We start from the raw sequence: 14,362 nt of genomic DNA, 5'->3' as shown, positions 1-14,362 counted from the left end.
CTTGCGCGCTGCTCTCGCGGCCCTTGCAGGCCTCGCGCGAGTTGGGACGCCGGGTGCGCAGGCCTCGGGGTGCGAAGTCAAGGAGGAGGCGTCGGCCAACGGCCGGCGCCGGGGGACATTCGCACCCCGAGGCCTGCGTGCCCGGCGTCCCCGCCGCCCAGCGGCTTCACCGGACTGCTTCTTTCGGCACCCCGACGCAGGATCCGGAGTGCGGTCGCACCCAAGGCTTGCGTCGCCGGCGTCCCCGCCAGCCAGCGGCTTCACCCGACTCGCCGAAGAACCACTTCATTCGATGGCGGTGCAGATCGGAAGAGTGAGATACAAGGATCGTTGCGCACGCTACGGCTTTGATCGGTTCTCGACCCAGGCCTATCTCGGCCCTCTGTCCGGCGTGCGGTCACGCCGCCAGTTCGAAGCGGACCCTGCGCGCGGCCGGGTCGGCTGCCACGAGCCGGACGGTCACGGTTTCGCCCAGCGGCAACGTGCCTTCCGCCACCACGTGCGCCTCGATCGCCAGCGCATGCAGCATCACCACGCCTTCGTCGCGGTCACGCCGCTCGACCTCCACGATCGTGCCGGTGAAGCTTTCGCCGACGCGCGTGGCCAGCACCAGGCTTTCGGCCAGGTCGATCACCGCGCGCTCGAAACGGCCCGCGCGGCGATCGGCGTCGGCCATCGTCGCCGGCAATCCCGGCAATGCCTGCAGCACCCAGTCCGGCACCGGTTGGCCCGCGCACAGGGCAACGCAGGTCTCGCCGGTGTAGCGGTCCACCAGCCGGCGCAAGGGCGCGGTGACGTGGGCATAGGTGGAAGCCAGCGCCGAATGCAGCGGCTGCGTCGGCATCTCGCCCACGAACGCGGCGTAGCCGGCGCCGCGCAGCACGCTGGTGCAGGACACCATCATCGCCACGTGGCGCGGATCGGCGGGATCCAGTGAGCGGATGAAGTCCGGATAGCCCATCCGTTCGGGCCACGCGATCCCGAGCGCCTTCGCGGTACGGCGCAGGCGCCCGAGCGCGCGCGGGTCGGGTTCCGGCAAGGTGCGCAGCAGGCCGACGCGGTGCTCCATCATCAGATGCGCGGCGGCCATCCCGGTGAGCAGCGAGATCTGCTCGTTCCAGTCCTCGACCGGATGGCGGGCGCGGAACTCCAGCTGCCAGCAGTCGCCCTCGACCCGGATCTCCTGCTCCGGCAGCGGCAGGCTGACCCCGCCGCGGCGTTGTTCCCGCTGCTTGCGCAACTCGCCGATCTCGCGCAGCACGGCCCACATCGGGTCGGCGTCGCCGGCATCGATGCGTCGCTGCACGCCGTCGTAGTCGAAGCGTTCGCGGCTCCGGACCAGCGCGCGATGCACGTCCACGGTGATGCCTTCGCCGCTGCGGTCGAGCTCGATCGTCCACAGCAGCGCCGGGCGCAGCTGGCCCGGCAACAGCGACGCGGCGCCTTCGGAGAGCACCTTTGGATGCAGCGGGATCTTGGCGTCGGCACCGTAAAGGGTCGCGCCGCGGCGGTTGGCTTCAAGGTCCACCGGGTCGCCGGGGCGGACGAAGGCGGCGACGTCGGCGATCGCGTAATGCACCACGTACCCGTCGCCCTTGCGCGCCACGTGCAGCGCCTGGTCCAGGTCCATCGCGCCGGGCGGGTCGATGGTGACAAAGGCAAGGTCGCTGCGATCCTCGGCCGGCAGCCGCGGATGGGCAGCGGCCGCGGCCGCGGCGGCTTCGACGTCGGGCGGGAATGCCAGCGGCAGTTCCAGTTCGCGCTTGATCGCCTCGATCCCCGGCTCGAGCGCGGGTTCGGACGGGGCGCGGACGTGGATGCGACGTGTCGTGGCCAATGGCAATCTCCCTTGCACTGATGGTTGCCGGCGCGATGCCGCGCGCGCCGGAACGGCCGGCTCCCGCGCGCGCCAGTCGGCGCCTGCGGCGAACCGCGGTCCTCAATCCATGAACGGATAGCGGTAGTCGCGCGCCGGCACGAAGGTTTCCTTGATGCTGCGCGGGCTGATCCAGCGCAGCAGGTTGAGGACCGAGCCGGCCTTGTCGTTGGTGCCCGAGGCGCGCGCGCCACCGAACGGCTGCTGGCCCACGACCGCACCGGTGGGCTTGTCGTTGATGTAGAAGTTGCCGGCGGCATTGCGCAGGCGCTGCAGGCCCTGTTCGACCGCATAACGATCCTGGGCGAAGATCGCACCGGTCAGCGCGTACGGGCTGGTGCGGTCGCCCAGGTCGAGGGTCTCCAGCCACTTGTCTTCGTCGTACACGTGCACCGTCAGCACCGGGCCGAACAGTTCGTCGCACAGGGTGCGGTAGGCCGGGTTGTCGGTGACGATCACCGTGGGCCGCACGAACCAGCCTTCGCCGTCGTCGTACTCGCCGCCCACCAGGATTTGGGCATCGCTGGCGGCCTTGGCCTCGTCGATCGCCGCCTTCTGGGTGCGGAAGCTGGCGCCGTCGATCACCGCGCCCATGAAGTTGGAGAAGTCCGCGACATCGCCCATGCGGATGGAGGCGACCTGGTCGGCCAGCGCAGCGCGCACCGTCGGCCACAGGTTCGACGGGATGTACACGCGACTGGCGGCCGAGCACTTCTGGCCCTGGTATTCGAACGCGCCGCGTACGATCGCCGTGGCCAGCGCGACCGGGTCGGCGCTGGCATGGGCGACGATGAAGTCCTTGCCGCCGGTTTCGCCGACCAGGCGCGGATAGCCCTTGTACCGGTCGATGTTGTTGCCGACCGTGCGCCACATCTGGTGGAACACTTTCGTCGAGCCGGTGAAATGGATCCCGGCCAGGTGCGGGTCCGCCAGCACCGGGTCGCCGATGTCCGCGCCGCTGCCGCTGACCAGGTTGATCACGCCGTCCGGCAGGCCGGCCTCGCGCAACAGCCGCATCAGGAAATGCGCGCTGTAGACCGCGGTGCTGGCCGGCTTCCAGACCACGGTGTTGCCGCACAGCGCCGGCGCGGTCGGCAGGTTGCCGGCGATCGAAGTGAAGTTGAACGGCGACACCGCGAACACGAAGCCTTCCAGCGGCCGGTGTTCCATCCGGTTCCACATTCCGGCGCTGCTCTGCGGCTGCTCGCGCAGCACCTGCTCGTAGAAGGCGACGTTGAAACGGAAGAAGTCGATCAGCTCGCAGGCGCTGTCGATCTCGGCCTGGTGGCAGGTCTTGCTCTGGCCGAGCATGGTCGCTGCGTTGAGCACGTCGCGGTAGGGGCCGGCCAGCAGGTCGGCGGCCTTGAGGAACACCGCCGCGCGCGACTCCCACGGCAACGCCGCCCAGTCGCGCTGCGCGCGCAACGCGGCATCGATCGCCGCCCGCGCCTCGGCCGCGCCGCCCTGGTGGAAGTCGCCGAGCACGTGCGCGTGGCGGTGCGGCATCACCGCCTGGCCGAGGCGGCCGGTACGCACGTCCTTGCCGTCGATCACCAGCGGCATCTCGGTGCGCTCGCCGGACATCCGCGCCAGCGCGGCCTGTAGGCTGGCGCGTTCGGGCGTGCCGGGCGCGTAGCCGCGGACCGGTTCGTTGACCGGAACGGGCACCTTGGAGATGGCGAGGGACATGGCGGCCTCCGTGGGAAAAACCCGATTGTAGGCCGGGCCCGTGGACGGGGCGGCAACCGGCATGCGCCCGCGCGACGCTCAGGCGTCGGCGAACAGTTCCGGCTGCGCGACCAGCTGCTCGGCATCGACGAAGCCGGACAGGCCCACGCCCACCAGCCGGTAGCGCGTGCGCGACGGCAGGCCGACGCGCTCGCGCAGCGCGCAGGCGATGTCGGCAAGTTCCGGCAGCGTGGCCGGAGGCTGCGGTGGCGTCAGGCTGCGCGTGAGTACCTGGAAGTCGGCGGTCTTGAGCTTGAGCACGACCGTGCGCGCGATCCGCTCCGGCGCCTGCGCCAGTTCGCGCTGGTAGCCGGCCCAGGCCTTTTCCGCGAGCCGGCGGATGTCGGCTTCGATCTCGCCCAGGCGCAGGTCATGCTCGAAGGTGTCTTCGGCCGACACCTGCAGGGTCGGGCGCTCGGACACGACCGGGCGTTCGTCGATCCCGAACGACAACTCGTGCAGGCGCCGCCCCCAGCGGCCGAAGCGTTGCTCCAGTGCCTCGGGTTGGAGCAGGCGCAGGTCGGCGACCGTGGCCACGCCCAGCTCGCCCAGCCTGCGTTCCATCACCCTGCCCACGCCCGGCAGGCGCCCGACCGGCAGCGGCGCGAGGAAAGCCTCGACCTGGCGCGGGCGGACCACGAACAGGCCATCGGGTTTGCGGAAATCCGAGGCGATCTTGGCCACGAACTTGTTCGGCGCCACGCCGGCCGAAGCGGTCAGCTGCGTTTCTTCCCGGATCGCGGCGCGGATCGCCTCTGCGGTTGCGGTCGCCGAGGGCAGGGCGCTGGTGTTGGCGGTCACGTCGAGGTAGGCCTCGTCCAGCGACAACGGTTCGACCAGGTCGGTATGGCGGGCGAAGATCGCGCGCACCTGGCGCGACACCGCCTTGTAGCGGCTGAAGTCCGGCGCCACGAACACCGCCTGCGGGCACAGCCGCTCGGCGCGCAGCGCCGGCATCGCCGAACGCACGCCGAACTTTCGCGCTTCGTACGAGGCCGCGCACACCACCGAACGCTTGCCGCGCCAGGCCACGACCACCGGCCTGCCGCGCAGCGACGGGTCGTCGCGCTGTTCGACCGACGCATAGAACGCGTCCATGTCGACGTGGATGATCTTGCGCGCGCTCACCGCCAGAAGGGGATGTGCCAGTCCCGGTCGCCGTCGCCGTCGGGTTCCGCACGCGCCACGCGCAACTGGTGGCGGCCCGGCGCGAGCACGCGCACGTCGATCATCGCCACCAGCACCGGGCGGCCGGTGCGCGGGTCGGTGCCGGCGTCGTAGCGCAGGCCCGCCAGCGGCTTGCCGTCCAGGCTGACCGCGTGCACCGCCTGCAGGCATTGCAGCGCGGACAACGGGTCGGCCGTGGCGGCTCCCCCGCAGCGGGCGCGCATCGCGCGGTCGTCGCTGCCGGGCGTGAACGGCACCAGCAGGCGAAGGTAGGGGCCGGCCACCACCATGTCCGGGATGAAGGGCACGGCAGGGTCGCGCGCGGGATCCCTGCGCAGGTCGTAGTGCGCGTCGTCGAGCAGGCGGCCGCCTGCCGGATCGGGGACCGGGAACATGCCGTAACCGCCCAGGCGTTCGGGCGACTGCATGGCGCGGGCGCCGAACATCACCCCCAGCATCACCGGCAGGAAGACCGCGAACACGACCAGCACGGTCCGGCGTTCACCCTGGTGGCTCGAGAGCAGGGCCATGGCATTGCTGCCGCGGCCGAAACCGAAGATCCCGTAGAACCGGAACATCGCCGCCAGTGCCCGGCGCGGCAGCCCGCCGGGCGCGAGCCTGGCCGCGAGGCGGCGATCGATGGCGGAGGCGAGCGCGAACGGCACCACCGCCAGCAGCACGGAGGCCAGGAACACCGTCGACACGTCCGCGTCCAGGCCCGCCAGCGCAAGCAGGGCCAGGCAAAACCCGAACACCAGCACCGCCAGCAGGCTGACCGACAGCAGCAGGGTCGCCATCACCACGCCGGTGGCGAAGACCGTGGTGGCGCGATTGTCCGCACGGTCGATGACCAGCGCCGCGTCGCCGCTGCGCGCGCGTTCGTGTTCGCGCTGCACCGGGCCGATGCGCAACTGGTCCCAACGCACGCCGTCGGGGTAGATGGAATGCATCCCGACCAGCGCGATCCAGTGCGCGCGCATCAGCAGGTGGATGGCGAAGGTCGCCGCCAGGATCACCGCGGCGCTCTTGAGGTACACGTGCATCATCCGCAGCGGCTCGTGCCAGGCGGCATCGAAGCGCGGTCGCAGCGCAAACAGGGCATCGTCGAACATGCCGGGCAACTGCAGCATCGCGAACACCGCCACGCCCGAGATCAGCAGCTCGACCTCCCAGGTCGGCGTCGTATGCCGGGGCAGCGCGAATGCGCCCTCATCCCGGGTCCTGGAACCGTGCGCCTGGTCGGTCATGCGTGCTTCCCCATGCGGGAAGCGTAGCGCACCGGGATCGGGGCTACACGACCCCGGTGCCGTAGAACACGCCGATTACCACGAACACCGCCAGGGTCTTGATCAGGGTGATGGCGAACACGTCCTTGTAGGCCTGGCGGTGGGTCAGGCCGGTGACCGCCAGCAGCGTGATCACCGCGCCGTTGTGCGGCAGCGTGTCCATGCCGCCGGATGCCATGGCCGCGATCCGGTGGAAGACTTCCAGCGGGATCCCGGCGGCCTGCGCGTTGGCGATGAAGGTCTCCGACATCGCCGCCAGCGCGATGCCCATGCCGCCGGAGGCCGAACCGGTGATGCCGGCCAGCGCGGTCACCGTGATCGCCTCGTTGACCAGCGGGTCCGGGATCGCGGCCAGCGCGTTGGCGACCACCAGGAAGCCGGGCAGGGCGGCGATCACCGCGCCGAAGCCGTACTCGGACGCGGTGTTCATGCCGGCCAGCAGCGCCCCGCCGATCGCCGCCTTGCTGCCTTCGGCGAACCCGGCCGCGACCGTCTTCCAGGCGAACGCCAGCACGCAGGCGATGCCGAGCAGCAGCGCGCCCTCGACCGCCCAGATCGCGGCGATCTTCTGCACTTCCTGCACCACCGGCGCCGGGTTGCCGATCACCGCGGGCACGAAGCTGTGGCTCTGGCCGTACCACTGCGGGATCCACAGCGTCAGCAGCTTGTTGGCCACGCCCACCAGCACCAGCGGCGCGATCGCGACCAGCGGATTGGCGAGCTTGCCGCCGGCGAACGCGGCCGGTTCGTTGCGCAGCGCCGCTTCGTCGCCATAGCCCTCGCCCTTGCGCTGGGCCACGCGCCGGCGCCAGTCGAGGTAGGCCATGCCGACGATCAGGATGAACACCGCGCCGATCGTGCCCAGCCACGGCGCCGCCCAGGCATTGGTGCCGAAGAACGAGGACGGGATGATGTTCTGGATCTGCGGCGTCCCCGGCAGCGCGTCCATGGTGAAGGTGAACGCGCCCAGCGCGATCGTGCCCGGGATCAGGCGCTTGGGGATGCCGGCCTGGCGGAACAGTTCGGCCGCGAACGGATACACCGCGAACACCACCACGAACAGCGACACCCCGCCGTAGGTCAGCAGCGCGCACACCAGCACGATCGACAGGATCGCGCGCTGGGCGCCGACCACCTTGATGGTCGCGGCCACGATCGACTTGGAGAAGCCCGACAGCTCGATCACCTTGCCGAACACCGCGCCCAGCAGGAACACCGGGAAATACAGCTTCAGGAAGCCGACCATCTTGTCCATGAACAGGCCGGTGAACATCGGTGCGACCAGCGCCGGGTCCGTCAGCAGCACCGCGCCCAGCGCCGCCACCGGCGCGAACAGGATCACGCTGTGGCCGCGATAGGCGACATACATCAGGAAGCACAGCGCGGCCAGCACGATCACGAACGCCATTCCCCAGATCCCTCGCCCGCGCCGCGGGCTTCGTTCCCGATGCCGGAGTGTCGGCAAGCCGGCCGTGGCGGCCCATTGTCCGAAGGTACGATGCCGCCGCCGAGCCTTGGCCCCTAGGCTTGCCGCCAATCTGCGGCGCATGCCGTACCTGTCGCATCCAAGGGGAGTGAGAAATGAAGCGCAAGCATTTGAGCCTGGCGATCGGTTGCATCCTGATGTTGCCGGCCGCTGCATGGGCGCAGGACGCGGCGACCACGGTGGCCGGGGATGACGCGCCGTCGCAGCAGCAGGATCCAGACGCCAAGGCGAAGGAAAAGGTCTCGACGCTGGAGACGGTCAAGGTGACCGCCCGCAAGCGCGAGGAAACCATCCAGGACGTCCCGGTCGCCGTGACTGCGTTCACCGCGGACGCGCTGGAGCAGTTCGGGGTCGAGGACCTTGGCGGCCTCGATGCGCAGGTGCCCAACCTCACCATCTACGCTGCGCGCGGTTCCAGCAGCACCGTCACCGCCTACATCCGCGGCGTCGGCCAGTCCGACCCGCTGTGGGGCGTGGACCCGGGCGTGGGCATCTACATCGACGACGTCTACATCGCCCGCCCGCAGGGCGCGCTGCTCGACGTGCTGGACGTGGACCGCATCGAGGTCCTGCGCGGCCCGCAGGGCACGCTTTACGGCAAGAACACCATCGGCGGCGCCATCAAGTACATCACCCACGGCCTGCCGACCGAATTCGAGGCCTTCGCGGAAGCCACCGTCGGCAATTACAACCAGGCCGACGTCAGGGCCGCGATCGGTGGCCCACTGGGTAGCGGCGCGCTGCGTGGCCGGCTTGCGGTGGCCAGCCTGAGCCGCGACGGCTTCGGCGAGAACGTGGTCACCGGCCAGCCGGTCAGCGACAAGGAAATCCTGACCGCGCGCGGCCAGATCGGCGCCTACCTCAGCGACAACGTGGACGTGCAGATCGCATTCGACTGGATGGACGACCAGTCCGGCGTGCGCGGCGCGAAGATGCTGGGCCCGAACAAGTTCGTGCCGACGGCGCTGCCGCTCGACAGCCGCTACGACGTGCGCAACGGCATGCCCAACGTCAACGACACCTCCATGTCCGGCGCCTCGGCCACCGTGAACTGGCGCGCCAACGCCGACTGGGCGCTGAAGTACGTGTTCGCCACGCGCCAGTCCGATACGGAGACCAACATCGACTTCGACACGCTCCAGGACAAGATCGCCGACGTGAAGGCGTTCTACTCGGACGAGCAGACCAGCCACGAAGTGCAGGCGAACTATGACGCCGGCGGCCGCTCGCGCGGCGTCATGGGCATCTACGCCTTCGACGGCGAGGCTGGTGGCCAGGTGCTCAACAACTTCTTCAACTTCCTCTTCGGCGACACCCAGGGCACGGTGTACACCAAGAGCATCGCGGCGTACGCGGACTGGACCTTCGACCTCACCGACAAGCTGTCGCTCGACCTCGGCGCGCGCTACACCGACGAGGACAAGCACGCGGTGGTGCTCAACCGCGGCTACACCGACGCGACCTATACCGTGCCGACGACCGTCGCCGCCAACTTCGACAAGACCATCAACTTCAAGAACGTCTCGCCCAAGGTTGCGCTCGATTACCAGCTGACCCCGGACGTGATGGTGTACGCCTCGGCGTCGCGCGGCTTCAAGTCGGGCGGCTACAACATCCGCGCCCAGGCGACCGCGGTGCCGCGTTCGGCCGAGCCGTTCAGCGACGAGTCCGTGGACAGCTACGAGATCGGCACCAAGATGGGCTTGCTCGACCAGTCGCTGTTCCTCAACCTGTCGGCCTTCCACAACAAGTACAAGGACATCCAGCTGTCGGTGTTCACCGCCTACGACAGCAACGGCGACGGCAGCGACGACGCGTTCTTCGGCGATTTCACCAATGCCGGGTCCGGCACCGTGGACGGGCTGGAAGTCGAGTACCAGTGGCTGCCGACGGCGAACTGGATGGTGTCGGGCAACCTGGCCTGGCTCAACGCGAAGTACGACGAGTTCATTTACGCGGGCGTCAACATCGCCGACGAGCAGGAGTTCACCAACGCCCCGGATTTCTCCGGCGCGCTGAACCTCACCTACCGCACCGAGCTGGCGAGTGGCGGCGACGTGGCGGCCTGGCTGGGCTACAGCTACCAGTCGGACGTGGTGGCGACCACCGAGATCGTGCGCACCGGGGCCCAGCCGATCACCCAGGACGGCTACGGCCTGCTCAACGCAGGCGTGACCTGGCACACCGGCGGTCCCTGGACGGTGCGCCTGCAGGGCACCAACCTGACGGACAAGGAATACCGCACCACCGGCTACAACCTCAACGCAGCCCTCGGCGTGCTGACGGGATTTTACGGCCCGCCGCGCCAGTACTCGCTGAGCGTCCGCTACGACTTCTGAGCCGCCGTGCATCGGCGGACCGGACGACGGCGGGCTTCGGCCCGCCGTCGCGTTATGCTCGCCGCGAATGCGCATCCCTGACCGACGCCACGCGACTTACCTGCCGACCGCAGGCCTGAAGGCGGCACGATGCTGAGCGTTGCCGTGGTCGTGGCCGCGGCAACGCTGTGGCTCGGGCTGCTGTTTGCCGCCGGCCTCTACGGCGAGCGCCGGCCGCAGGCGCTGGCCGCGCACTGGCGCCACGTCTATGCGCTGTCGCTGGCGGTGCACTGCACCTCGTGGACCTTCTACGGCACGGTGACGCAGGCCGCGCGCCACGGCTGGCCGCTGCCGCCGACCTTCCTCGGCGCGATCGTGCTGTACGCGCTGGCGGCGGCCTTCATGGTGCGGCTGGTGCAGCTGGCGCGCGAGACCAACGCCACCTCGATCGCCGACCTGATCGCCACCCGCCTGGGCAAGGACGCGTGGCTGGCCGCCACCGTCACCCTGGTCGCCGCGCTCGGCCTGATCCCGTACATCGCGCTGCAGCTCAAGGCGATGGCGATGAGCTTCGCGATGCTCACCACCCGCGCCGGCAGCGAGACGCCGCCGGCGTGGCAGGACAGCGCCCTCTACGTGGCGCTGGCGATGGCCGCGTTCGCGATGCTGTTCGGCACCCGCCGCGCCAGCGCCGCCGAGCACAACCGCGGGCTGGTGCTGGCGATGGCGGTGGAATCCCTGTTCAAGCTGGCGGCGATGCTGGCGCTGGCCGCCTTCGTCTGGTTCGGGCTGGACGCCTTGCCGGAAGTGGCCGCAACGCCGCCGACGCCGCCGTCCGCCGGCGGTGGCTTCGCGCCGCTGATGCTGCTGGGCGCGTTCGCGATGTTCATCCTGCCGCACCAGTTCCACATCGCCGTGGTGGAATGCCGCGACGAACGGCACGTGCGCACCGCGCGCTGGCTGTTTCCGCTGTACCTGCTGCTGATCGCGCTGCCGGTGCTGCCGCTGGCGCGCGCGGGCGAAGCGCTGCTGGGCGGCCGCGTGCCCTCGGACCTGTACGTGCTGGCGCTGCCGCTGTCGCAGGGGCAGCACGGGCTGGCGCTGTTCGCATTCCTCGGCGGGCTGAGCGCGGCCACCGGCATGGTGGTCGTCAGCACGCTGACGCTGAGCCTGATGATCGGCAACCACTGGTTCGCGCCGGGCCTGCTGCGCGGCGCGTGGGCGCGCAACGACGGCAGCGACCTGCGCGGCAGCGTGCTCACGCTGCGGCGCGTCGGCATCGTCGCGATCATGCTGCTGGCTTGGGTGTACAGCCGCGTGGTGGCCGGCAGCGAGGCGCTGGCCGACGTCGGCGCGGTGTCGTTCTCGGCACTGGCGACGCTGGTGCCGGCGCTGGCGTTCGCGGTGTGGCGGCCGCAGACGCCGCCGCGCGCGGCGGTCGCGGGCGTGCTGGCCGGGTTCGCGGTGTGGAGCTGGGTGCTGCTGCTGCCGATGGCGCTGGACCTGCGCGGCATCGCCCCGGAGTGGCTGCGGCAGGGGCCGTTGGGCTGGGCGTGGCTGTCATCGGACGGCCTGTTCGGGCTCACCGGCTGGAGCCGGCTCGGGCGCGCGGTCGGCGCCAGCCTGTTCGTCGGCACCGCGACGACAGTGCTGGTCGCGTTGTGGCGGCGCGAGGCCCCGCGCCGCGCACGCCGCGGCCTGGATGCGCAGACCCTGCGCGATGCCGGCCTGCGCTTCCTCGCGCGCGACCGCGTCGACCAGCTGCTGCTCGATGCCCCCGCCAGCGGCGCGGTGCCGGCGCGAACCGAGGCGCAGGTGGAGCGCGAACTGGCCGCGGTGCTCGGCTCGGCCTCCGCGCGCGTGCTGCTGGATGCGGCGCGCCGCGAGACCGGGCATCTGGACACGGTCGCGGCGATCGTCGGCGAGGCCTCGCGCGACCTGCGCTTCAACCAGCGCGTGCTCGAAGCCGCGCTGGAGAACATGAGCCAGGGCATCAGCGTGGTCGATGCGCAATTGCGGCTGGTGGCCTGGAACCGCCGCTACGCCGAACTGTTCGGCTACCCCGAGGCGATGCTCAAGGTCGGTATGCCGATCGCCGACCTGGCCCGGCACGCCCTGCAGCGCATGCCGCCGCAGGGCGACATCGAACACGCCCTGCAACGGCGTTTGTCGCACATGCGCGCCGGCACCGCGCACCTCACCGAGCGCGTGTTCCCGGACGGCAGCATCGTCGAAATCCGCGGCAACCCGATGCCCGGCGGCGGCTTCGTCGCCACCTTCACCGACGTCACCGCGTTCCGCAGCACCGAGGCCGAGTTGCTGCAGGCCAAGCAGACGCTCGAGCAGCGCGTCGAGGAACGCACCGCTGCCGCCGAAGCCGCGCGCCGCGAAGCCGAGCGCGCCAACGACGCCAAGGGCCGCTTCCTGGCCGCGATCGGCCACGACCTGCTGCAGCCGCTGCACGCCGCGCACCTGTTCACCGACGCGCTCGCCGGGCAGGTGCCCGAGAGCGCGCGCGAGTCCGTGCGCCAGGTGCGCGGCGCGCTGGATTCCACGACCGGCCTGCTGACCGACCTGCTGGACCTGTCGCGGCTGGAAGCGGGCGGGCTCGACCCGCAACCGCGCGACTTCGCGCTGGCCGACGTGCTGGAGCCGCTGGCGTCGGAGTTCCGCGTGCTGGCGGCCGAAGCAGGTTTGAAGTTCGACTACGTGCCCACGCGCGCGTGGGTGCACAGCGACCCGCAGCTGCTGCGGCGCGTGCTGCAGAACTTCCTCGCCAATGCGGTGCGCTACACCGCCAGTGGCCGCGTGCTGCTGGGCGTGCGCCGCGCGGGCGACGCGGTGCGCATCGAGGTGCACGACACCGGCCCCGGCATCGACCCGCAGGTGCAGGCATCGCTGTTCGAAGAGTTCCGCCGCGGCGAAGGCGCGGCAGGGCAGGGACTGGGCCTGGGGCTGGCGATCGCCGATCGCATGGCGCGGTTGCTGGATGCGCGCATCGGGCTGGACAGCCGCCCCGGAACCGGCACGGTCTTTGCGCTGACGTTGCCGCGCGCCGCGCGCTGCGCCGATCCCGCGCCGCAACCGGTCGCGGGGACGCGGCAGGGCCTGGCGGGAACGCGGGTGCTGGTGGTGGACAACGAGGCGCCCGCGCGGGCCGGCCTGGGGCAGTTGCTGGAGGGCATGGGATGCGTCGTGGTCGACGCCAGCGGCGGCGAAGGTGCGCGGCGACACCTGCAAGACGCGCCGGTCGATCTATGGCTGTTCGACTATCACCTCGACGACGGCGATACCGGCGTGCGCCTGCATTCCCGACTGGCAGGCGAGTTCGGTGCGCGGCCCGCGGTGATCCTCAGCGCGGACGCAGGCATCGAGGTGCGGGCCGCAGTGCACGAAGCCGGGCTGCCCCTGCTCATGAAGCCGTTGAAGCCGCTGGCGCTGAAGTCCGTGCTGGACCGGCTGCTGGCCGCCAGGTCGGTGCGCTGAACGCCTGCAGCACGCCGGCCACGTTGCTGCCGAGCTCCTTCACCGCATAGCCGCCTTCCTGTACCAGCACGGTGGGCAAATTCAGCGCTGCCAAGCGCGCGCCAAGTTGCGGGAAGCGTTCGGCGCCGAGGCGGAACGCACTGATCGGGTCGCCTTCGAAGGTGTCCACGCCGAGCGACACCACCAGGGCGTCGGCACCGTAGGCGTGGATCGCCTGCAGGGCGGTATCCAGCGCCTGTGCGTAATCGTCCCAGCCGGTGTCGCGCGGCAGGGGCAGGTTGAGGGTGAAGCCTTCGCCGGCGCCGGCGCCACGCTCGTCGGCATAACCGAGGAAGTACGGATACTCGGTGTCCGGGGTGCCATGGATGGAGACGAACAGGACGTCGTCGCGGGTCCAGAAGATATCCTGGGTGCCGTTGCCGTGGTGGTAATCCACGTCCAGCAGCCCGACCTTGCGCGATCCGCGTTCACGCAACAGTTGCGCGGCGAGCGCGGCATTGTTGAGGAAGCAGTAGCCGCCGTAGGTGCCGCGCCCCGCGTGGTGCCCTGGCGGGCGGCACAGGGCATAGGCCGCGCCTTCGCCCTCGGCCACCAGCGCCGCGGCGGTCATCGCGCACTGTGCCGCGGCCATGGCCGCGTCCCAAGTGCCGGCGACGATTGGGGTGCCGGCGTCGAACGCGTAATGCCCCATCGCGCCGTGGATGCCTGCCGGTACGCGGTCGCGGCGCATGCCGCGCGCGGGAAAGCCGCTGGGCAGCATGAAGCCGTCGCGGCCGTCTTCCTGCCAGCGCGCCCAGGCCGTCCGCAGGAACTCCACGAAATCGGCATCGTGCACGCCCAGCAAGCTGTCGATGGCGAACGCGCGCGGTGCGACCAGCGCGTGCCCGGCGTCAGCCAGTGCCTCGCGGATGTCCTCGGCCCGCGCCCGCGACTCGAAGCAGGGCACGAGCTTGCTGCGATGCAGTTCCATGCCGCCGTCGTGGCGCCGGTGCAGCGGCGAATGGACGACTTTCAT

The 14,362-nt window shown here is 70.6% G+C and carries 8 protein-coding genes; 2 read left to right on the top strand and 6 right to left on the bottom strand.

What is annotated here, in order from left to right:
* Positions 1 to 397 precede the first annotated feature (397 nt).
* The 5 genes from MQC88_RS03325 to MQC88_RS03305 all read right to left on the bottom strand — a co-directional run bounded on the left by MQC88_RS03325 (position 398) and on the right by MQC88_RS03305 (position 7,465).
* Positions 398 to 1,837, bottom strand: a complete 1,440-nt coding sequence (locus tag MQC88_RS03325) for an RNB domain-containing ribonuclease (protein WP_243319204.1) — start codon at positions 1,835 to 1,837, stop codon at positions 398 to 400.
* Between the two features lie 102 nt (positions 1,838 to 1,939).
* Entirely contained in the window at positions 1,940 to 3,565 is a 1,626-nt protein-coding gene (gene pruA / locus MQC88_RS03320; RefSeq protein ID WP_243319203.1) for an L-glutamate gamma-semialdehyde dehydrogenase, read from the bottom strand.
* A 78-nt stretch (positions 3,566 to 3,643) separates the two neighbouring features.
* Positions 3,644 to 4,738, bottom strand: coding sequence for a DNA polymerase IV (gene dinB / locus MQC88_RS03315; RefSeq protein ID WP_256451746.1), 1,095 nt, complete (start codon positions 4,736 to 4,738; stop codon positions 3,644 to 3,646).
* Positions 4,729 to 6,018: a hypothetical protein gene (locus tag MQC88_RS03310; RefSeq protein ID WP_243319202.1), complete on the bottom strand. Its 1,290-nt coding sequence runs from the start codon at positions 6,016 to 6,018 to the stop codon at positions 4,729 to 4,731. The genes dinB and MQC88_RS03310 overlap by 10 nt, the downstream gene beginning before the upstream one ends.
* Before the next feature lie 43 nt (positions 6,019 to 6,061).
* Positions 6,062 to 7,465, bottom strand: a complete 1,404-nt coding sequence (locus MQC88_RS03305; RefSeq protein ID WP_243319201.1) for a GntP family permease — start codon at positions 7,463 to 7,465, stop codon at positions 6,062 to 6,064.
* Between the two features lie 173 nt (positions 7,466 to 7,638).
* Between MQC88_RS03305 and MQC88_RS03300 the strand changes: the two genes are divergently transcribed.
* Positions 7,639 to 9,882 (top strand): TonB-dependent receptor, encoded by a 2,244-nt coding sequence (locus MQC88_RS03300; protein ID WP_243319200.1) that lies wholly within the window; start codon positions 7,639 to 7,641, stop codon positions 9,880 to 9,882.
* A gap of 129 nt (positions 9,883 to 10,011) precedes the next feature.
* Entirely contained in the window at positions 10,012 to 13,347 is a 3,336-nt protein-coding gene (locus MQC88_RS03295) for a hybrid sensor histidine kinase/response regulator (protein ID WP_243319199.1), read from the top strand.
* Here the strand turns inward: MQC88_RS03295 and MQC88_RS03290 are convergent.
* Positions 13,274 to 14,362: a histone deacetylase family protein gene (locus MQC88_RS03290; protein WP_243319198.1), complete on the bottom strand. Its 1,089-nt coding sequence runs from the start codon at positions 14,360 to 14,362 to the stop codon at positions 13,274 to 13,276. The two genes, MQC88_RS03295 and MQC88_RS03290, sit on opposite strands and share 74 nt — an antisense overlap.

This window comes from Cognatiluteimonas sedimenti (genome assembly GCF_022808325.1).
GTDB classification, from domain to species: domain Bacteria; phylum Pseudomonadota; class Gammaproteobacteria; order Xanthomonadales; family Xanthomonadaceae; genus Cognatiluteimonas; species Cognatiluteimonas sedimenti.
This window is presented reverse-complemented; position numbering and strand designations above follow the sequence as displayed.

Bases quoted from the DNA above. Each gene is read 5' to 3' on its own strand.
- MQC88_RS03310 (WP_243319202.1), bottom strand. From the start codon at position 6,018: ATGACCGACCAGGCGCACGGTTCCAGGACCCGGGATGAGGGCGCATTC.
- MQC88_RS03290 (WP_243319198.1), bottom strand. From the start codon at position 14,362: ATGAAAGTCGTCCATTCGCCGCTGCACCGGCGCCACGACGGCGGCATG.
- MQC88_RS03300 (WP_243319200.1), top strand. From the start codon at position 7,639: ATGAAGCGCAAGCATTTGAGCCTGGCGATCGGTTGCATCCTGATGTTG.
- MQC88_RS03295 (WP_243319199.1), top strand. From the start codon at position 10,012: ATGCTGAGCGTTGCCGTGGTCGTGGCCGCGGCAACGCTGTGGCTCGGG.
- pruA (WP_243319203.1), bottom strand. From the start codon at position 3,565: ATGTCCCTCGCCATCTCCAAGGTGCCCGTTCCGGTCAACGAACCGGTC.
- MQC88_RS03305 (WP_243319201.1), bottom strand. From the start codon at position 7,465: ATGGCGTTCGTGATCGTGCTGGCCGCGCTGTGCTTCCTGATGTATGTC.